Here is an 18,750-nt window from a genome sequence, read left to right as displayed (position 1 = left end):
AGTAGGTGCGCCCAAATACGCGCATTTGCACAACAACTCGACGTTCGGCGCGAACCCTCAGAAGGTCAGGCGCACGGACCATTCCGCGTGCGGCACATCGCGCAACTCGCCCGCGGGATCGACCGCCAACGTCAGCAACTGCACGACGATGCCGGCCAGCCGCCCGCGATGAGGATCGACCGACGGGATCGTCACGGCGAACCGGGTGCCCGGCCGGAAGATGGTGCTGGTCGTGTTGGTCGGGTCGTCGTATACCTGGAGCAGCCGCCAGGGCGCCCGGTAAATCGCGTCGGGCACCGAGAGCTGAATCGGGTAACGTTCGCTGACCTTCAGCTCGCCCTGGTTCTGCGGTGTCTCGCAGTCTTCGAGGTTGAGCACGTTGCAGTACAGGTAGGGCCCCACCCGGGTCAGGTGACCGTGTGAAAACGCGCTGATCTCGGGGTGCCGCGGTCCGGAGCGGCCCACCAGCAACCAGGCGCCCACGCCGGCGCCGACGCAGAGCACAGCCACCACACAGGCGAGCAGCACGGCCACCCCCCGCTTGCTTCTGGGTTTCACTCGGCAACCACCGCCGGAGCGCCGACACCGCGGCGCTTGCCCTCCTGCTCGACCATGATTGGCCTATTTCCTCCCAGGCCGGGAATCAGTGAGTTACCGCGGAAGCTGACCAGGGTCTGCGCCAGGCCCAGGATGAGCAGCGCCGTGACCGCGGTGAAACCGACCCACAGTTCGGTGTACACCAACACCCCCAGCGCGCCGCCGAGGACCCAGGCCAACTGCAGTGTGGACTCCGAGCGCCCGAACCCCGATGCGCGGGATTCCTCCGGTAGATCGTTCTGCAGCGACGCGTCCAGGGACGCCTTCCCGATGGCGCTGGCCCCCGACGTGACCAGGGTGGCGATAACGGCCAGCACCAGGTTGCCGGCCACCGCAGCGGCCAGCGCGACGGCGCTCACCGCGACCGTGCAGCGCACCACCAGCACGGCGGGCCGCCCCAGCTTCAGGCGCGCACTGGTGAAGTTGCCGACGAAATTGCCGATCCCCGCCGCGGCGCCGATCACCCCGAGCATCGCGACCTGGGCCCAGCCGTTGGTCTGATGGGCCTTCGCGACGAATGCGGGATAAAGGAACAGGAAGCCCACCATGACCTTGATGGTGCAGTTACCCCACAGCGACGTAATGATGTTGCGGCCCAACGGCTGTCGCAACGCCCCGCTGACCTCCTTGTGCCAGCTGCGCCGCAGCGGTTCACTGTCCTGGCGATAGCTCAGGGTGGCGGGGACCTCGCCGGCGGTCACCTCGACCCAGCGCGGTATCCGCATGGACAGCAGGGCGCCGGCGATCGTCACCGCGATCACCACGAATAAAGCCCCGGGCAGCTTGAACAGGTGGGTGCAGACGAACTCGACGCCACCCGCGATCGCTCCGCCGACGATCGTGCCGCCCAGCAGGCCGAACATGGTCAGCCGCGCGTTCACCCGGACCAGGTCGATGGTCGGCGGCATCACCCGCGGTGTCACCGCGCTGCGCAGCACGCTGAACGACTTCGAGAAGACCATCATCGCGAGTGCGCACGGGTAGAGGACCCACGAGGGGAAACTGCCGCTCGCGCCGTCGTAGTTCATAACCAGCAGCACGGCCAGGGCGGTGCGAAGCGCGAACGATGCGGCCAGGGCGACGCGGCGGCCGTGCTGCAGCCGGTCCAGCGCCGGGCCGATCAGCGGCGCGATCACCGCGAACGGCGCGATGGTGATCAACAGGTACAGCGCGACCCGGCCCTTGCTCTCGCCGGTTGCGGCGGCGAAGAACAGCGTGTTGGCCAGTGCGACGGCCATCGCGGCGTCCACCGCGAAGTTGGCCACCACCGGCCACGTCAGCGCCGTCAGACCCGACTTGTCCGCGCCGTCGGCGGTCGCGGCGCGCTGCACCATCCAGTACATCCGCGAACCCATCTCGCGACTGCGCAGCGCCGCCGCGCGGGTGACGGTGATCCGCTCGCCGGCACCGCGAGGCGCCCCGCCACTGTTGCGTTCCGGCTCCGGCTCATGGTCCAGAGGGGGCAAATAGCGGTTGGCGCTCGGCATCGGCGACGGGCGGCGGGTACGCCGGTCGGCCGCGCCACCGGCGGGGTAATTCGCCGCGCCCGGATGCTGGGCGGCAGGGCCGTTGCGGGGCCGGCGGCCCGGCTGAGCGGCCACCCGGCCCGGATTGTTTTGCCGCCTTCCGGACACGTCCCGATTCTCCCCTATGCCGACTGCATGCGTCTGCAGGCAACGGGGTGTGGCTCGTCAACCTAGTATTGGAAACGCCATGCAGAAAGAAGACAGCGTGACCCGACCCACCGAGGAGCCCACCGTGGACTACGCCGTGGCGACCGTCGGCGACTGGCCCGAGGGGTTGGCGGCGGTGCTGACGAGCGCGGCGGACCAGGCCAGGGCCGCCGTCGTGGAGTTCAGCGGGCCGGAGATGGTCGGCGATTATCTGGGCGCCGGCTACGAAGACCCGAACACCGCCACCCACCGGTTCCTGGCGCATCTACCCGGCTACCAGGGATGGCAATGGGCGGTCGTCGTGGCCGCCTATCCGGGCGCCGACCACGCCACCATCAGCGAGGTGGTGCTGGTGCCGGGGCCGACGGCATTGCTGGCGCCCGAATGGGTGCCGTGGGAGCAACGGGTGCGGCCCGGGGACCTGAGCCCCGGTGACCTGTTGGCGCCCGCCGCCGATGATCCCCGGCTGGTGCCCGGCTACACCGCCAGTGGGGATCCCCAGGTCGACGAGACCGCCGCGGAAATCGGGCTGGGCCGTCGTTGGGTGATGAGCGTCGAGGGCCGCTCCGAGGCGGCCGAACGCTGGCGCACCGGCGATTACGGCCCCGATTCGCCGATGGCGCGATCCACCAAGCGGGTCTGCCGCGACTGCGGCTTTTTCCTGCCGCTGTCGGGTTCCCTGGGGGCGCTGTTCGGCGTGTGCGGCAACGAATTGTCGGCCGACGGGCACATCGTCGACAAGCTGTACGGCTGCGGCGCCCACTCGGACACACCGGCCCCTGCGGGCAGCGGGTCGCCGGCTTACGAGCCGTACGACGACGGCCTTTTGGACGTCGCCCAGGCACCGGTCGAGCCATCCCCGCCGCCTTCGGAGCCGTCGGAGGCCGCGGAAGAGCAGCCGGCGCCCGAGGCTGTGCAGCCCCAACCCGATACGCCGGGCGAACCGGCGGAAACGGATACGTCGGAGGCCGCGCCGGTGGCCGAGGCACCGGAGCCTGGGCAGCCACCGCGGGACGAGACGCCCGACTAACCGGTTTCGGCGGCGGCCTTGATGCGCGCCAGCGACGCGTTCATGCCGTCGAGCAATTCGCGTTCGAACTTGGTGGTCCCGCCGAAGAGCGCGTTCACCGACAGATTCGAAAACGCGGTGACGCCGTTTTCGGCGTGGCGACTCTCGATCAGCCGCGTGCCCTCGCCGCTGGGCTCGAGCTCATAAGTCCAGATGGTGTTGTTGGTGTCGACCCGGAACGCGAGCCTGCGGTCCGGGACGACCTCGACGACGGTGCAGGTGGTCGGCCAGAACAGCCGCTTGCGGCGGTTGAGGTTGAGGGTCCGGGTGCCCTGACGCAGCGGGCCGAAGGGCTTCATCCACCGGCACTGCGGACTCCACTGCGGCATCCGCCGCAGATCGGCGACCAACCCCCACACCGTCGCGGCCGGGGCGTCGATATCGACATGCGCTTGCAACAGCGGGGCTACCATCGCTCCTCCAGGTTCCGTGCGTTACTCATGGTCGAGGAAATTTTCCAGCCCGGCCTGAGCGCCGCGCGCACCACGGCGGGCCGCGGCCAGCTGCAACAGGAAGATGCTCGTGCCGAGCGCCCCCACGCCCAGCCCGGCCAGGGCAACCGGACGCCAGCTCTGCAGGGAGGGCACCAGGAAAGCGGCGCCTACCGCAATCAGCCATCCCAGCGCACCGAGGATGATGAACGGCCACGCCCGCAGCAGCGCAGCCGGCAGCGGCGGTGCTGTGCGGTTGCGACCGGGCTCGGCAGACATCGCGATCAACATAACCCGCCGGTGGTCTCTGCGGACGGCGCACCCGCTTGCCCGACACCTCGGGGCAAAGCGGGATACGCGGGCGGATAAGCGTTTCGATGAAAAAACCCCGCCGCTTGGCCATACCGATCAACACCCCGTCGTTCTCGGGTTCGTGTCCCGGTTTGTGAGCGTGCCGTGTAACCTCGCGCCATGCCTGACAGCGATGCGCGGCTGGCCAGCGACCTGTCACTGGCAGTAATGCGGCTGGCCCGCCAACTGCGGTTTCGCAATCCGTCGTCGCCGGTGTCGTTGTCCCAGCTGTCGGCGCTGGCGATGCTGACCAACGAAGGCCCGATGACGCCCGGCGCACTGGCGATTCGCGAGCGTGTCCGGCCGCCGTCGATGACCCGGGTGATCGCGTCGCTTGCCGAGATGGGACTTGTCGACCGCGCGCCACACCCGGTCGACGGCCGGCAGGTGCTTGTTTCGGTCTCCGAGTCCGGCGCCGAGCTGGTCAAGGCAAACCGTCGTGCCCGGCAGGAGTGGCTGGCCAAGCGGCTGGCGACGCTGGACAGCCAACAGCGCGACACCCTGCGCAACGCGGCCGACCTGATGCTGGCCCTGGTCGACGAAGGCCCGTGAGCCACACCACCGAATGATCACCGACGTTGACGACCCCGACGATCCGAGGCTCGACGATTTCCGCGACCTGAACAGCGTCGACCGCCGTCCGGATCTGCCGTCCGGCAAGGGTCTGGTGATCGCCGAAGGTGTGCTGGTGGTGCAGCGCATGCTCGCGTCACGCTTTAGCCCGCATGCCCTGCTGGGCACCGACCGTCGGCTCGCCGAACTCGAAGATGACCTGGCCGGCAGCGCGGTGCCGTTCTACCGGACCTCCGCCGACGTGATGGCCCAGGTGGTCGGCTTCCACCTCAACCGCGGAGTGCTGGCCGCCGCCCGTCGGGTGGCCGAACCCAGCGTTGCCGAAGTGATCGCGAAGGCCCGCACCGTCGCGGTGCTCGAAGGGGTCAACGATCACGAGAACCTGGGCTCGATCTTTCGCAACGCGGCGGGCCTCGGCGTCGACGCGGTCGTATTCGGCAGCGGCTGCGCCGACCCGCTGTACCGGCGCGCGGTCCGGGTGTCGATGGGCCATGCGCTGCTGGTGCCGTTCGCGCGCGCAACCTGTTGGCCGGCCGACCTCAAAGGGTTGCGGGACAACGGGTTTCGACTAATGGCGATGACACCGCAGGGCACCGCTTGCGCCTTGCCGGACGCGATGACGGCCGCACGCGATGAACGTGTCGCGGTATTGGTGGGCGCCGAGGGGCCCGGACTGACGCCGGCCGCCCTGCGGTCGAGCGACGTGCGGGTGCGCATCCCGATGTCGCGGGGCACCGACTCCCTCAACGTCGCGACGGCGGCGGCGCTGGCGTTCTACGAGCGGGCCCGCTCGACGACGAGAGGCGGAGATGGACAGTCAAACTAGGCTCCGGCTGATGAGGGACGAGTCCGTGCCCTGGGCAACGGGTTTGACGGTGTCCGGATTCGTTGCGGCGGTCACCGCCGCCGCGATCGTGGTGCTCAGTCTGGGGCTGCTTCGGGTGCACGCGCTGCTGGCCGTCGGGCTCAACGTCGTCGCGGCGGGAGGGCTCGCACCGACCTTGTGGGGGTGGCGGCGCACCCCGGTGCTGCGCTGGTTCGTGCTAGGTGCGGCGGTCGGTGTCGCGGGGGCCTGGTTGGTGCTGCTCGCCTTGACGGCCGCGGGTCACCATCCGGCCTAGTGCTGTCCGCCCGAGCGCACGCCGAGCAATACGTCTTCCCACGCCGGAATGACCGGCTTACCCCGGCGGGTGTGCACGGGCTTTTCCTCAGGCTCGGCGGCCACCGGTGGTTCCGGCACGGGCGGCTTCGCGGGTTCTTCGAAGTCGACGTGGGCCACCCGGGCCAGGGGGCGCAGCGGAAGTTCGAAGCTGGGGTCGATCAGCGCGCTGGCCGCGTCGTCGATGGCGGTGACCGTTCCGCCGTGGGCGCCCGGCGAGAAACAGAAATGCGCAAGGTTGTCGGACCGGCCGACCTTCCACGCGAGTTGCACCGTCCAACGGTTGTCTTCGTTACGCCAGGCGTCCCAGCTCAGTTTGTCGTGGCTGAGACCCCGTTTGACCAGTGCGGCGCTGACCGTCTCCAGGAGGGTCAGCACGGCGGGACCATCCGCCAGCATCGGGTGGGCGGCGGTTGCCAGTTCTGCGGCGCGGAACCGTTCCAACAGCACCGGGTGGGCGAAGCGGCGGATCCGCGACACCTCCGAGCCGGACGCCGCGGCGACCTGCTCGACGGAGGCGCCCGCGCGGATTTTGGCCTGAATTTCTTTGGGGCTCAGCATGTTGGTGACTTCAATCTCGAGCTGCGGTTGCTCGCAGGACAGGGCGGCGTCGCGCAGCAGGGCTCGCAGGCGGTCGTCGGCCGCCAGCTTGAATTGCTCCGCGGCATCGTCGCCCTCGCAGATGACATATTTGCTGTCGGCATCCAGCCCAACCACTTTGAGTTCCCGCATGGTTATCTCCTCGCAGGCTCCGTGCAGGTCAGCGACGGACCCGTCACGTGCGCACTGTAGTCCAGCAACCGCCCATCATCTGTGCTGACACGCTGTGCGGTTGCGGCTTGATTGCCAGTCGGTTACAAGCGCTCGACGACCCAATCGATGCATTGGGTCAGTGCGCTGACGTCGTCGGGGTCCACCGCTGGGAACATCCCCACCCGCAGCTGGTTGCGGCCGAGTTTGCGGTACGGCTCGGTGTCGACGACGCCGTTGGCCCGCAGAATCTTCGCCACGGCCGCGGCGTCGACCTCGTCGGCGAAGTCGATGGTGCCCACCACCTGCGAACGCAGCTTCGGGTCGGTGACGAATGGCGTGGTGTAGGACCGGTCCTCGGCCCAGGAGTACAGCCGGCCCGACGAGTCCGCGGTGCGTTTGACGGCCCAGTCCAGTCCGCCGTTGCCCAGCATCCAGTCGACCTGCTCGGCCATCAGCGCCAGGGTGCCGACCGCCGGGGTGTTGTACGTCTGGTCCTTCAGGCTGTTCTCCACCGCGATGGGCAGCGACAGGAAGTCGGGAACCCAGCGGCCGGAGGCCGCGACGGATTCGACGCGGGCCAGCGCCGCCGGGCTCATGATGGCCAGCCACAGGCCGCCGTCGCTGGCGAAATTCTTCTGCGGAGAGAAGTAGTAGGCGTCGGTCTCGGCGATGTCGACGGGCAGGCCGCCGGCGCCCGAGGTCGCGTCGATGACGATCAGCGCGTCGCCGGAATCTGTCGGCCGGCCGACGGGCACCGCGACGCCGGTCGACGTCTCGTTGTGCGCCCAGGCGATGACGTCCACCGAGGGGTCGCCCTGCGGCTCGGGGGCGCTGCCGGCGTCCGCTTTGATGACGACGGGATCGCCGACGAACGGGTTCTTGGCGACCGCGGAGGCGAACTTGGAGCTGAACTCGCCGAAGGACAGGTGCAGCGAACGCTTGTCGATCAGCCCGAAGGCCGCGGCGTCCCAGAACGCGGTGGCCCCGCCGTTGCCCAGGATCACCTCATAGCCGTCGGGCACGGAGAACAGATCGGCGAGCCCGGACCGCAGCCGGCCGACCAGGTTTTTGACCGGCGCCTGCCGATGGGAAGTGCCGAACAGCGGCGCGGCCGAAGTGCTCAACGCCTCCAGTTGTTCGGGCCGGACCTTCGACGGGCCACAGCCGAAGCGGCCGTCTCGGGGTTTGATGTCAGCGGGGATCTCGAGCTGGTCAGCCATGCCCATCAGGGTAGTGAGCCGACCTGACGGGCCGGTGCGGCGGCCCGCCCCCGGGCCCAAGCCGCCGGGTGAAAACGCCTGCTCGCGCGTGGTCGGACGTTTGATCCCATGTGATCTGGGGCATAAAAAATCCATGACCACCGGTCAGATCACACTGCCCGAGGGGCCTGGAGAATATCCGGTACCTGCGGTACTGTCTGGACACAGCACGTCCAAATGTAAACCTCGTTGGGGAAGGCCTGGATATGGCTAGGACGCGATTGGTCCGGCGTTGGCGCAGCAACATGGAAGTGCGCGACGACGCCGAATACGTCAACATGCTTGCCACACTGTCCGAGGGGTCGGTGCGGCGCAACTTCAACCCGTACACCGACATCGACTGGGATTCGCCAGAATTCGCCGTCACGGAGAACGACCCGCGGTGGATTCTGCCGACGACCGACCCGCTGGGCCGGCACCCGTGGTATCTGGCGCAGTCGGACGAACGCAAGATCAGGATCGGGATGTGGCGCCAGGCCAACGTGGCCAAGGTCGGACTGCACTTCGAATCGATCCTGATCCGCGGGCTGATGAACTACACGTTCTGGGTGCCCAACGGGTCGCCGGAGTACCGGTACTGCCTGCACGAGTCGGTTGAAGAGTGCAACCACACCATGATGTTCCAGGAGATGGTCAACCGCATCGGCGCCGACGTGCCTGGCATGCCGCGGATCCTCAAGTGGCTCTCGCCATTGGTTCCACTGGTGGCCGGCCCGCTGCCGGTGGCATTCTTCATCGGCGTACTCGCCGGCGAGGAGCCCATTGACCACACGCAGAAAAATGTTCTGCGCGAAGGCAAGTCGCTGCATCCCATCATGGAGCGGGTGATGGCCATCCACGTGGCCGAAGAGGCTCGCCACATCTCGTTTGCCCACGAGTTCCTGCGCAAGCGGGTTCCGGAATTGACCAAGAGACAGCGGTTCTGGACCGCGCTGTACCTGCCGCTGACCATGAAGGTGCTGTGCCGCGCAATCGTGGTGCCCCCCAAGGCATTCTGGCGCGAGTTCGACATCCCGCGTGAGGTGCGCAAGGAACTGTTCTTCCGCTCGCCGGAATCGCGTAAGTGGCTCAGCGACATGTTCGGTGATGTGCGGATGCTGGCTTATGACACCGGCCTGATGGAGACGCGCTCGGCCCGGTTGATGTGGCGGTTGTGCAAGATCAACGGCAAGCCGTCGCGTTACCGCAGCGAGCCGCAGCGCCAGCACCTGGCCGCGGTCCCGGCCGCCTAATAACTGCGAGATCCTTTATGCCGCACGTTATTACCCAGTCGTGCTGTAACGACGGGTCCTGCGTCTTCGCGTGCCCGGTGAATTGCATTCACCCGTCACCAGATGAGCCGGGCTTCGCCACGTCGGAAATGCTCTACATCGATCCGGTGGCGTGCGTGGACTGCGGCGCGTGTGTCAGCGCATGCCCCGTCGGCGCGATCGCACCCGACACCCGGCTGGACTCCAAGCAGCTGCCTTTCATCGAGATCAACGCCTCCTTCTATCCGGATCGGCCGAAGGACGAGAAGCTGCCGCCGACGTCGAAGCTGGCCCCGGTGATCCCGGCCGCCGAGGTGCACGCCCGCCGGAGGCCGCTGACCGTGGCGATCGTCGGATCGGGGCCCGCGGCGATGTATGCCGCCGACGAACTGCTGACCCAGCAGCGCGTGTGCGTCAACGTCTTCGAAAAGCTGCCCACGCCTTATGGATTGGTGCGGGCTGGGGTGGCGCCCGATCATCAGAACACCAAGAGGGTCACCCGTCTTTTCGACAGAGTCGCCGGTGATCGCCGGTTTCGGTTCTATCTCAACGTCGAGGTCGGCAAGCAGCTGAGCCATGCGGACCTGCTGGCTCACCACCACGCCGTGCTGTATGCCGTCGGTGCACCGGATGACCGCCGGCTGGACATCGCGGGCATGGACCTGCCGGGTACCGGTACCGCAACCGAACTGGTCGCGTGGATCAACGGGCATCCCGACTTCACCGGTCTGCCAGTCGATCTCAGCCATGAGCGGGTGGTGATCGTCGGCAACGGCAACGTCGCGCTCGATGTTGCCCGGGTGTTGACGGCGGATCCCGACGACCTGGCCCGCACCGACATCGCCGACCACGCGCTGGCAGCCTTTCGGGGTTCGGCGGTGCGCGAGGTGGTGATCGCAGCCCGGCGTGGCCCCGCGCAGTCGGCGTTCACGCTGCCCGAGCTGATCGGGCTCTCCGGCAGCTCCGAGGTGGTGCTCAGCGCGGCCGACCATCAGCTGGTGGCGGCCGATCTCGCGACCGCTTCGGACGCGCTGACCAAGCGCAAGCTGGAAATCTTGAGCACGCTCGGCGACGATTCGACGCCGTCCTCGCGTCCGAGGATCAGGCTGGCCTATCGGCTCACCCCGAACCGCGTGCTGGGGGAGCAACGCGCGACCGGTATCGAGTTCTCGGTCACCGGAACCGACGAGACGCGCGTGCTGGACACGGGCCTGGTCCTGACGTCGATCGGCTACCGCGGCAAGCCGATTCGCGATCTTCCCTATGACGAATCGTCGGCCGTGGTGCCGAACGACGGGGGCCGCGTCGTCGAACCCGGATCCGGTGAACCGGTGCCCGGCGCCTACGTCGCGGGATGGATCAAGCGGGGGCCCAGTGGGTTCATCGGTACCAACAAGTCCTGCTCGTTCGAGACCGTCCAGTCCCTGGTCGCCGACTTCAACGCCGGCAAGCTGACCGATCCGGTCGGCAAGCCCGAGGCGCTGGCCGGCCTGGTGCACTCCCGTCAGCCCGAGGCCATCGACGCGGCGGGGTGGCGCGCCATCGACGCAGCCGAGATCGCGCGCGGCAGCGCTGAGGGCCGGCCCCGCAATAAGTTCACCGACGTTTCCGCCATGCTCGCGGCGGCGGCCACCGCAGAACCGGCGCCGCCACCGCGGCGCCGGCTGCTGGATCGGCTGCTCGGCTAGTTCGCGGCCTGCCCGGCCATCGCCGCCGAGATCTCGTCCATGCTGACCTCGCGGACCGGCTGCCCCAGTGACCAGTGGTGGCCGAACGGGTCGGCGACCATGCCGTAGCGGTCTCCCCAGAACTGGTCGTCCAGCGGGGTGACCACGGTGGCGCCCGCGTCAAGCGCGCGCTGGAAGCTGGCGTCGACGTCGGTGACCTCGAGGTGGATCGTGACGGGGGTGCCGCCCAGCGACGTCGGCGTCATCGATTTGCCCCCACACATTTCGGGGAAGTCGTCGTTGAGCATCACCGTGAAGCCGTTGATACGCACCGCGGCGTGCACCAGTTTGCCGTCGGGGCGCGGCACGCGCCCTATTTCTTCCGCCCCAAAAGCCTTGACGTAGAAGTCGATTGCCGCGGCGGCATCGTCGACCACCAGGTGCGGGGACAGTGCCGGTTCGATGTTGATCGCCATGCTGGTTCTCCTTGTTCGGTTCCCGTTCCTGCCCGGGGGACGGGCAGGCCCACGATTTATGACTGCGTCGGCGATGGAAACTCATCGCGACGACAACCATTAGATCGCCGGGTACCGACAATCGAGCGGCTCAGGCGTTGGTGAGACTGCGGTCCCAGCCCTCGACGGTTTCCGGGCTGCGCGGGCCGGGGCCCACGTAGATGGCCGACGGCCGGACCAGCTTGCCCAGCCGCTTCTGCTCGAGGATGTGGGCGCACCACCCCGCGGTCCGGCCGCAGGTGAACATTGCCGGCATCATGCTGGCCGGTACTCGGGCGAAGTCCAGCATCACCGCGGCCCAGAACTCGACGTTGGTCTCGATCGCCCGGTCCGGACGGCGTTCGCGCAACTCCGCGAGCGCGGCCTGCTCCAGCGCGACGGCCACCTCGTGGCGTGGCGCGCCCAGCCGTTCGGCGGTAGCGCGCAGCACCCGGGCCCGCGGGTCCTCCGCGCGGTAGACCCGGTGCCCGAAGCCCATCAGCTTGTCGCCGCTGTCCAGGATCTTCTTCACCAGGCCCCGCGCGTCGCCGGTGCGCTCGACCTCCTCGAGCATCGGCAGCACCCGCGCCGGCGCCCCGCCGTGCAGCGGGCCGCTCATCGCGCCGATCGCACCGGACAACGCGGCCGCGACGTCGGCGCCGGTCGAGGCGATCACCCGTGCGGTGAACGTCGAGGCGTTCATGCCGTGCTCGGCGGCCGAGACCCAGTAGGCGTCAATCGCTTCGACGTGCCGCGGGTCCGGCTCACCCTGCCACCGCGTCATGAAACGGGCGGTGACCGTGTCGCATTCGTCGATGATCCGCTGCGGGACGGCGGGCTGGTAGATGCCGCGCGCCGACTGCGCGACGTAGGACAGCGCCATCACCGACGCCCGGGCGAGCTGGTCGCGGGCGACGGTCTCTTCGGTGTCCAGCAGCGGCTTGTACCCCCAGATCGGGGCGAGCATCGCCAGGCCCGCCTGCACGTCGACGCGGACGTCGCCGGTGTGGATGGGCAGCGGGAAAGGCTCGGCGGGCGGCAGGCCGCGGCCGAACTTGCCGTCGACCAGCAGCGCCCACACGTCGCCGAACGTGACCTGCTGGGTCACCAGGTCTTCGATGTCGACACCGCGATAGCGCAGCGCACCGCCGTCTTTATCCGGTTCGGCGATTTCGGTGGTGAAGGCGACCACGCCCTCGAGGCCGGGGACGAAGTCTTCGGGGACCACAGTCATACCGAAAATTCTCGCACCCCCTGATCGGCCCGACGCTACCGGCCGGTAGCAAGCGCCGGTAGCGTGGACGCGATGGCAGGACCAGACCCCGGACCAGGAAAAGAGCACCTGCAAAGAATGCGTGTGGAGTACGGGTCGGTGGAAAAAGACGGCAGTCCAGATCTCGACGCGGATTGGCTCGATGACGGCTGGGTTTCGTTGTTGCGCAAATGGATCGACGACGCCGAGCGGTCGGCTGTCGCCGAACCCAACGCGTTCGTGCTGGCGACCGTCAGCGCCGACGGCAGGCCGGCCAGCCGGTCGGTGTTGTGCAAGAGCGTGGACGAGACCGGAATCACTTTCTTCACCAACTATGACTCGGCCAAGGGCGACGATCTCGCGGCCACCGGGTACGCCTCGGCGACCTTTCCCTGGTACCAGCTCGGCCGTCAGGTCCACATCCGCGGGCCGGTGAGCAAGGTCAGCGCGCACGTCACCGAGGACTACTGGTCCAAGCGGCCGCGCGGGTCGCAGCTGGGCGCCTGGGCGTCGCACCAATCGCAGCCGATCGCCTCACGGGCGGCCCTGCTCGACCAGCTGAGCGAGGTGACCGCCCGCTTCGCCGACCGCGAGCAGGTCCCGGTCCCGCCGGGCTGGGGTGGCTATCTCATTGCCCCGGAGCTGGTTGAGTTCTGGCAGGGCCGGGAAAACCGATTGCACAACCGCATCCGCATCACCGGCGACCGGGTGGAGCGCCTGCAGCCCTGACCGCGTCGTACGGGAATCGATTGCCTGCGTGACCAGCAGACTCGACCCCGGGCAGGCGTCTTATCCTCATAACGACTACTTTTGCAGTAAGCACCAAGTCAGCAGCCATTCAGCCAGAGCGCAAAGGGGTTCTCGTGGCAGACACCGACGACACCGCCACTTTGAAGTACCCGGGCGGCGACACCGACCTGCAGATCGTCAAGGCCACCGAGGGTGCTGACGGCATCGCGCTGGGCTCGCTGTTGTCCAAGACCGGCTACACCACGTTCGACAACGGCTTCGTCAACACCGCCGCGTGCAAGAGTTCCATCACCTACATCGACGGCGACGCGGGCATCCTGCGCTACCGCGGCATCCCGATCGAGCAGCTCGCCGAGAAGTCGACCTTCATCGAGGTGAGCTACCTCTTGATCTATGGCGAGCTGCCCAGCAAGGAGCAGCTGGCCGACTTCACCAAGCAGATCCAGCTGCACACCATGCTGCACGAGGATCTCAAGCGGTTCTTCGACGGCTTCCCGCGCAACGCGCACCCGATGCCGGTGTTGTCCAGTGCCGTCAACGCGCTCTCGGCTTACTACCCCGATTCGCTTGACCCGATGGACAGCGAGGACGTCGAGCTGTCGACGATCCGGTTGCTGGCCAAGCTGCCGACCATCGCGGCCTATGCCTACAAGAAGTCGGTCGGCCAGCCCTTCCTTTACCCGGACAACTCGCTGTCGCTGGTGGAGAACTTCCTGCGCATGACGTTCGGCCTGCCCGCGGAGCCCTATCAGGCGGATCCCGAAATCGTTCGGGCGCTGGACATGCTGCTCATCCTGCACGCCGATCACGAGCAGAACTGTTCGACCTCGACGGTCCGGCTGGTGGGGTCGTCGCAGGCCAACCTGTTCACCTCCATCTCCGGTGGCATCAACGCGTTGTGGGGGCCGCTGCATGGCGGCGCCAACCAGGCGGTGCTCGAGATGCTCGAGAAGATCCGCCAAAGCGACGACGACGTCAGCGAATTCGTGCGCAAGGTCAAGAACCGCGAAGAAGGCGTGAAGCTGATGGGCTTCGGTCACCGGGTCTACAAGAACTACGACCCCCGCGCGCGCATCGTCAAGGAGCAGGCAGACAAGATCCTGGCCAAGCTGGGCGGCGACGACGACCTGCTGAGCATCGCCAAGGAGCTCGAAGAGGCGGCGCTCACCGACGACTACTTCGTCGAGCGCAAGCTCTATCCGAACGTCGACTTCTACACCGGCCTGATCTACCGGGCGCTGGGTTTCCCGACCCGGATGTTCACCGTCCTGTTCGCGCTGGGGCGGCTGCCCGGATGGATCGCGCACTGGCGCGAGATGCACGACGAGGGCGACAGCAAGATCGGGCGCCCGCGCCAGATCTACACCGGTTACACCGAGCGCGACTACGTCACCATCGACGCGCGCAAGTAAGCGGATCCGCAAGCGCGGCAGTCACATTCGCGATGTGAGCGAGGCCAGCACCGCCATCGCGGCGTTGTGCCCCCCGATGCCCGACACCGCCCCGCCCCGGCGTGCGCCGGAGCCGCACAGCATGATCCGTTCGTGCGCGGTGGCCACACCCCATTGCCGCGCCGGGGTGTCCAGCGGGTCGTGGTCTTCGGCGAACGGCCACGACAGGCCGCCGTGGAAGATGTTGCCCGCCGTCATCCTCAGGGTGCGGTGCAAGTCCAGCGTGGTCGTCGTCTCGATGCAGGGCCGGCCGCGCGCGTCGCTCAGCAGAACCTCTTGAATCGGTTCGGCCAGAACGGAATTCAATGACGCCAGTACGGCGTCGGTCAGCCGGTCGCGCAGGGCGCCGGAGTAGGTGCCGTCGAACAGCGAGTGCGGCGTATGCAAGCCGAACACCGTCATCGTATGCGCGCCCGAGTCGCGCAGGCCGGCCGAGAGGATGCTCGGGTCGGCCAGCGAGTGGCAATAGGCCTCGCAGGGCAGCGGATTGGGGATGTGCCCGGTCGCCGCTTGCGAATACGCGGCGTCGAGCTGGGTCCAGGTTTCGTTGACGTGGAAAGTCCCGGCGAAAGCGTGCTCGGGTCTCACTTTCTCGTCGAGCAGCCGGGGCAGCCTGCGCAGCACCATGTTGACCTTGACCTGCGCGCCCTGGGGCGGGGGCGGCGGTCGGTCGCCGACAAGCCCGGCCAGGACTGTCGGTGTGACGCCGGCGAGAACGAACCGCGCCCGGATCCGATGCTCTTCGTCGCCGGTGCGATACCTCACCTCGCCGCTGGGATCGACGGCGTAAACCTCTGCGCCGGTGGTGATTTCGGCGCCATAGCCCTCTGCCGCCGCGGCCAGGGCCGTGGTGACCGCGCCCATGCCGCCGATCGGGACGTCCCAGTCGCCGGTGCCGCCGCCGAGCACGTGATACAGAAAGCAGACGTTCTGCGCCAGCGAAGGGTCATCGAGGCGGGCGAACGTGCCGATCAGCGCGTCGGTCGCGATCACCCCGCGCACCACGTCGTTGCGCACCGCGTCGGCGATCGCGTGTCCGATCGGCTCTTCGATCATCGCGTGCCACGCGCGCGCCGCGCGGCGATCGCCGCCTCGCATCACCTGCCGGCGGACGCCCTCGCGGGTGCGCAGCGGCTCGAGCAATGTCGGCCACAGGCGTTCGGTGACCAACCGGCAGCGTTGATAGAAGTCGGCGAACCCTCGCGCATCGCCCGCGGCCCCGATGCCGGCGAAGGTGTCACCGTCCGACCCGATCAGCAGCCCGCTGCGGCCGCGGGTCGCGGGATCGGGTGTGTAGGACGAAAACGGCCGCCGGGCCAACCGCACGCCGGCGCCCAGATCCTGGACGATCCGCGCGGGCAGCAGGCTGACCAGGTAGGAGTAGCGCGATACCCGAACGCCGACACCATCGAAGGCGTGCGCCGAGACCGCCGCGCCGCCGGTGTGGTCGAGCCGTTCCAGCAGGCGAACCCGCAGGCCCGCGCGGGCCAGGTAGGCGGCCGCCACGAGGCCGTTGTGGCCGCCTCCGATGACGACGGCGTCGACTTGGCTCGGGTGGCCGCTCAGCTCAGGTAGCCCTCGACCTCGTCGGGCGGACGCACCTCCGCCTCCCGAGGGTCGCCGCCGGTCTCACGTAGGGCCCGGCGCTGCCGCAGCAGGTCCCAGCACTGGTCGAGTTCCACCTCCACCCGCCGGAGGCGGTCATGCTCTTCGGACGTGTCGATGTCCCCGCGCTGCAGCTGGGCCCGCAGCGCCTTCTCCTCGGCGACCAGGTCGCGAATCACTGCCAGCGTGTCGTTGTCGGTCGGTTTACTGCCGTTGGCCATCACTCCAGTGTGCCCGACTCGCCAGCTAGTGGACGGCCCCGCCGACCCGCGGCGGCGATGCGGCGCTAGCTGGGGCCCGGGAGCCGCAGCACCAGCCGCGCCCCACCCAACGGGCTGCTCTCCAGTGCCGCCGTTCCCCGGTGCAGCTGGGCCTGCTGGGCAACCAGTGCCAACCCCAGGCCCGACCCGGAATGCGAGGCCGTCGAGCCACGAGAAAACCGATCGAACACCACCTGGCGCTCGTCCTCGGGCACGCCGCTGCCGTTGTCGTCGATGGCGATCTCGACGCCGGCGCGCGAGCTGACCGCCGAGAGCTGGACCTTGGTGGCGCCGCCATGCTTGACGGCGTTGGCGATCGCGTTGTCGACGGTGAGCCGCAACCCGGCCGGTAACCCGACGATGATGCAGGTGGGTGACGGCACGAGCGAAACGTCGACCCCCGGATAGATCCGGGTGGCGTCATGGGCCGCGCGGTCGAGCAGCTCGGTGATGTCGACGGGCACGTGATCGTCAGCCGTCGACAATTCGCCCTGGGCCAACCGTTCGAGGGCGGTCAACGTGGCCTCGATCCGCGACTGGGTGCGCACGACGTCGCCCAGCACCTCTTTGCGCTGTTCGTCGGGCATGTCGAGGGTGGACAGCACTTCGAGGTTGGTGCGCATCGCGGTCAACGGAGTGCGCAGTTCGTGCGAGGACACGGCGGCGAAGTCGCGGGCCGACGCGAGCGCATCCTTGGTCCGGTCCTGTTCGGTCCAGATGCGTTGCAGCATGCCGCGCATGGCTTCGGCGATCTCGACGGCCTCGCTGGCGCCGCGCACCGCTACCTGTGGGCGCTCGTCGGCGTCGATCGAACGGGCTTGCTGGGCAAGGCGTTTGAACGGTCGTACCGCGAAAGCCGCCAGGAGCCAAGCGAATACCGCCGCCGCACCGATGGAGAGCGCACAGATCAGGATGACCCGGCGATGCAGGTTGTTGGTCTGGGCGATCGTGTCGTCGTACGTCGCACCCACCGCCACCGTCGCAGGCTGCGGCGTGCGGACCTCCAGGGTCCGGACCCGGTAGCGCACCCCGTTGATGTACGTGTCGGCATACCCGACATCCAGCGGCGGCAGCGTGACGTCCGAGTTGGACATGACCTGACCCTCGCGCCGGACCGTGATGACGGTGTCCTGGTCGTTGGGGGTGCGCGGGATGTCGGCGAGTCCACGCGGCAGGAAGGGGATGGCGAAGCCCGCCGCCTCGTCCAGGCGGCGATCGAGTCGTTCCTTCCAGGCGCTGGTGATGCCGAACCACACGACGGCGCCCGCGATGACCACCACGATGGCGGTGCCGATGGCCGTCGCGACAGCGACCCGCGCCCGTAGCGATGGCGTACGGGTCGCAATCCGGGACAGAAAGTTCATTGCCGGTCGACCTGCTTACTGCATGCGCAGTACGAATCCCACTCCGCGGACGGTGTGCAGCAGCCGGGGACCACCGTTCGCCTCCAGCTTGCGGCGCAGATACCCGATGAAGACGTCGACGACGTTGGTGTCGGCGGCGAAGTCGTAACCCCACACCAGCTCGAGCAGTTGCGCGCGGGACAACACCGCAGTCTTGTGTTCGGCCAGCACCGCCAGCAGGTCGAATTCCCGCTTGGTCAGGTCGACGTCGACGCCGTTGACCCGGGCACGCCGTCCCGGGATGTCGACTTCCAGCGGCCCGACCGTGATGGTTTCCGACGAGGACGTGGCGGTGGCGCCGCGGCGGCGCAGCAACGCCTTGACCCGCGCGACCAGCTCGGCGAGCACGAAGGGTTTGACCAGGTAGTCGTCGGCTCCGGCCTCGAGGCCCGCCACCCGATCGTCGACCGAGCTGCGCGCGGACAGGACGCAGACCGGGACGTCGTTGTCCATGGCGCGCAGCGCCGTGACGACGCTGACGCCGTCCAGCACCGGCATGTTGATGTCGAGCACGATCGCGTCCGGGCGCGTCTCGGTGGCGCTGCGCAACGCTTCGGCGCCGTCGACCGCGGTCGACACCTCGAATCCGGACAGCCGCAGACCGCGTTCGAGCGACGCGAGCACATCTGAATCGTCGTCGACGACCAAGACCCGCGGTGAGCTAGCGCCTGTGTCCATGCCGCCCATTTTGCCTGATTGTCGACTATGGCTGTGGGAGGCGCGACCTTGCGGCCGAGCAGTCGCAAAAGCACC

At 68.2% G+C, this 18,750-nt stretch carries 19 protein-coding genes and 1 pseudogene; 8 read left to right on the top strand and 12 right to left on the bottom strand.

The features are described from left to right. Positions 1-57: 57 nt before the first annotated feature. A complete protein-coding gene (locus tag AC5Y4T_RS07635; RefSeq protein WP_499918553.1) occupies positions 58-558 on the bottom strand; it encodes a DUF2771 domain-containing protein in 501 nt (166 codons plus the stop codon). Next, positions 555-2,198: an MFS transporter gene (locus tag AC5Y4T_RS07630; RefSeq protein ID WP_499919018.1), complete on the bottom strand. Its 1,644-nt coding sequence runs from the start codon at positions 2,196-2,198 to the stop codon at positions 555-557. The genes AC5Y4T_RS07635 and AC5Y4T_RS07630 overlap by 4 nt, the downstream gene beginning before the upstream one ends. A gap of 130 nt (positions 2,199-2,328) precedes the next feature. Between AC5Y4T_RS07630 and AC5Y4T_RS07625 the strand changes: the two are divergent. Continuing rightward, positions 2,329-3,126, top strand: a pseudogene (locus AC5Y4T_RS07625) (DUF3027 domain-containing protein); the annotation flags it as partial. 170 nt (positions 3,127-3,296) lie between these two features. Here the strand turns inward: AC5Y4T_RS07625 and AC5Y4T_RS07620 are convergent. Continuing rightward, positions 3,297-3,752 (bottom strand): SRPBCC family protein, encoded by a 456-nt coding sequence (locus AC5Y4T_RS07620; RefSeq protein WP_499952549.1) that lies wholly within the window; start codon positions 3,750-3,752, stop codon positions 3,297-3,299. A gap of 21 nt (positions 3,753-3,773) precedes the next feature. After that, complete coding sequence (locus tag AC5Y4T_RS07615) at positions 3,774-4,049, bottom strand: DUF2530 domain-containing protein (RefSeq protein WP_499918548.1); 276 nt, start codon at positions 4,047-4,049, stop codon at positions 3,774-3,776. Positions 4,050-4,241: 192 nt separating this feature from the next. Between AC5Y4T_RS07615 and AC5Y4T_RS07610 the strand changes: the two genes are divergently transcribed. From AC5Y4T_RS07610 to AC5Y4T_RS07600, 3 genes are read left to right on the top strand one after another with little or no spacing between them, the layout of a single operon-like run. Beyond that, positions 4,242-4,673, top strand: coding sequence for an Rv0880 family HTH-type transcriptional regulator (locus AC5Y4T_RS07610; protein WP_499918545.1), 432 nt, complete (start codon positions 4,242-4,244; stop codon positions 4,671-4,673). Between the two features lie 13 nt (positions 4,674-4,686). Continuing rightward, a complete protein-coding gene (locus AC5Y4T_RS07605; RefSeq protein WP_499952548.1) occupies positions 4,687-5,520 on the top strand; it encodes a TrmH family RNA methyltransferase in 834 nt (277 codons plus the stop codon). Positions 5,521-5,530: 10 nt separating this feature from the next. Then, a complete protein-coding gene (locus AC5Y4T_RS07600; RefSeq protein ID WP_499918541.1) occupies positions 5,531-5,815 on the top strand; it encodes a DUF2537 domain-containing protein in 285 nt (94 codons plus the stop codon). Here AC5Y4T_RS07600 and sepH read toward each other — a convergent pair. Both sepH and serC read right to left on the bottom strand, forming a co-directional pair. Further along, positions 5,812-6,585, bottom strand: a complete 774-nt coding sequence (gene sepH / locus AC5Y4T_RS07595) for a septation protein SepH (RefSeq protein ID WP_499952546.1) — start codon at positions 6,583-6,585, stop codon at positions 5,812-5,814. The two genes, AC5Y4T_RS07600 and sepH, sit on opposite strands and share 4 nt — an antisense overlap. Before the next feature lie 122 nt (positions 6,586-6,707). After that, positions 6,708-7,826, bottom strand: a complete 1,119-nt coding sequence (gene serC / locus AC5Y4T_RS07590) for a phosphoserine transaminase (RefSeq protein WP_499952545.1) — start codon at positions 7,824-7,826, stop codon at positions 6,708-6,710. Between the two features lie 245 nt (positions 7,827-8,071). Between serC and AC5Y4T_RS07585 the strand changes: the two genes are divergently transcribed. Both AC5Y4T_RS07585 and AC5Y4T_RS07580 read left to right on the top strand, forming a co-directional pair. Next, a complete protein-coding gene (locus AC5Y4T_RS07585) occupies positions 8,072-9,097 on the top strand; it encodes an AurF N-oxygenase family protein (protein ID WP_499918538.1) in 1,026 nt (341 codons plus the stop codon). A gap of 17 nt (positions 9,098-9,114) precedes the next feature. After that, on the top strand, positions 9,115-10,803 hold the full coding sequence (locus tag AC5Y4T_RS07580) for a 4Fe-4S binding protein (protein ID WP_499918537.1): 1,689 nt from the start codon (positions 9,115-9,117) through the stop codon (positions 10,801-10,803). On the opposite strand, the gene AC5Y4T_RS07575 is transcribed toward AC5Y4T_RS07580, so the two are convergent. Both AC5Y4T_RS07575 and AC5Y4T_RS07570 read right to left on the bottom strand, forming a co-directional pair. Beyond that, positions 10,800-11,258: a VOC family protein gene (locus tag AC5Y4T_RS07575; RefSeq protein WP_499918536.1), complete on the bottom strand. Its 459-nt coding sequence runs from the start codon at positions 11,256-11,258 to the stop codon at positions 10,800-10,802. The two genes, AC5Y4T_RS07580 and AC5Y4T_RS07575, sit on opposite strands and share 4 nt — an antisense overlap. 130 nt (positions 11,259-11,388) lie before the next feature. Beyond that, positions 11,389-12,510, bottom strand: a complete 1,122-nt coding sequence (locus AC5Y4T_RS07570) for a citrate synthase 2 (protein WP_499918535.1) — start codon at positions 12,508-12,510, stop codon at positions 11,389-11,391. A 117-nt stretch (positions 12,511-12,627) separates the two neighbouring features. Here AC5Y4T_RS07570 and pdxH point away from each other — a divergent pair, with 117 nt between their 5' ends. Together pdxH and AC5Y4T_RS07560 are read left to right on the top strand one after the other, a co-directional pair. After that, the gene (gene pdxH, locus AC5Y4T_RS07565; protein WP_499919016.1) at positions 12,628-13,257 is read left to right on the top strand and encodes a pyridoxamine 5'-phosphate oxidase; all 630 of its coding nucleotides are present in this window, start codon (positions 12,628-12,630) and stop codon (positions 13,255-13,257) included. Between the two features lie 134 nt (positions 13,258-13,391). After that, complete coding sequence (locus AC5Y4T_RS07560) at positions 13,392-14,690, top strand: citrate synthase (RefSeq protein ID WP_499918534.1); 1,299 nt, start codon at positions 13,392-13,394, stop codon at positions 14,688-14,690. Positions 14,691-14,711: 21 nt separating this feature from the next. Here AC5Y4T_RS07560 and AC5Y4T_RS07555 read toward each other — a convergent pair whose 3' ends face one another. From AC5Y4T_RS07555 to prrA, 4 genes are all read right to left on the bottom strand, one after another. Next, a complete protein-coding gene (locus tag AC5Y4T_RS07555; protein ID WP_499919015.1) occupies positions 14,712-16,295 on the bottom strand; it encodes a phytoene desaturase family protein in 1,584 nt (527 codons plus the stop codon). Further along, positions 16,292-16,555, bottom strand: a complete 264-nt coding sequence (locus tag AC5Y4T_RS07550; protein WP_067126442.1) for a DUF2630 family protein — start codon at positions 16,553-16,555, stop codon at positions 16,292-16,294. The genes AC5Y4T_RS07555 and AC5Y4T_RS07550 overlap by 4 nt, the downstream gene beginning before the upstream one ends. A 65-nt stretch (positions 16,556-16,620) precedes the next feature. Further along, complete coding sequence (locus AC5Y4T_RS07545) at positions 16,621-17,958, bottom strand: sensor histidine kinase (RefSeq protein ID WP_499918533.1); 1,338 nt, start codon at positions 17,956-17,958, stop codon at positions 16,621-16,623. A 15-nt stretch (positions 17,959-17,973) separates the two neighbouring features. Then, the gene (gene prrA / locus AC5Y4T_RS07540) at positions 17,974-18,684 is read right to left on the bottom strand and encodes a two-component system response regulator PrrA (RefSeq protein WP_007777113.1); all 711 of its coding nucleotides are present in this window, start codon (positions 18,682-18,684) and stop codon (positions 17,974-17,976) included. Positions 18,685-18,750: the final 66 nt, after the last annotated feature.

The organism is Mycobacterium sp. NGS11 (genome assembly GCF_059813315.1).
Note: the sequence above shows the minus strand (reverse complement) of the source record. Positions and strands in the feature narration are given on the sequence as shown.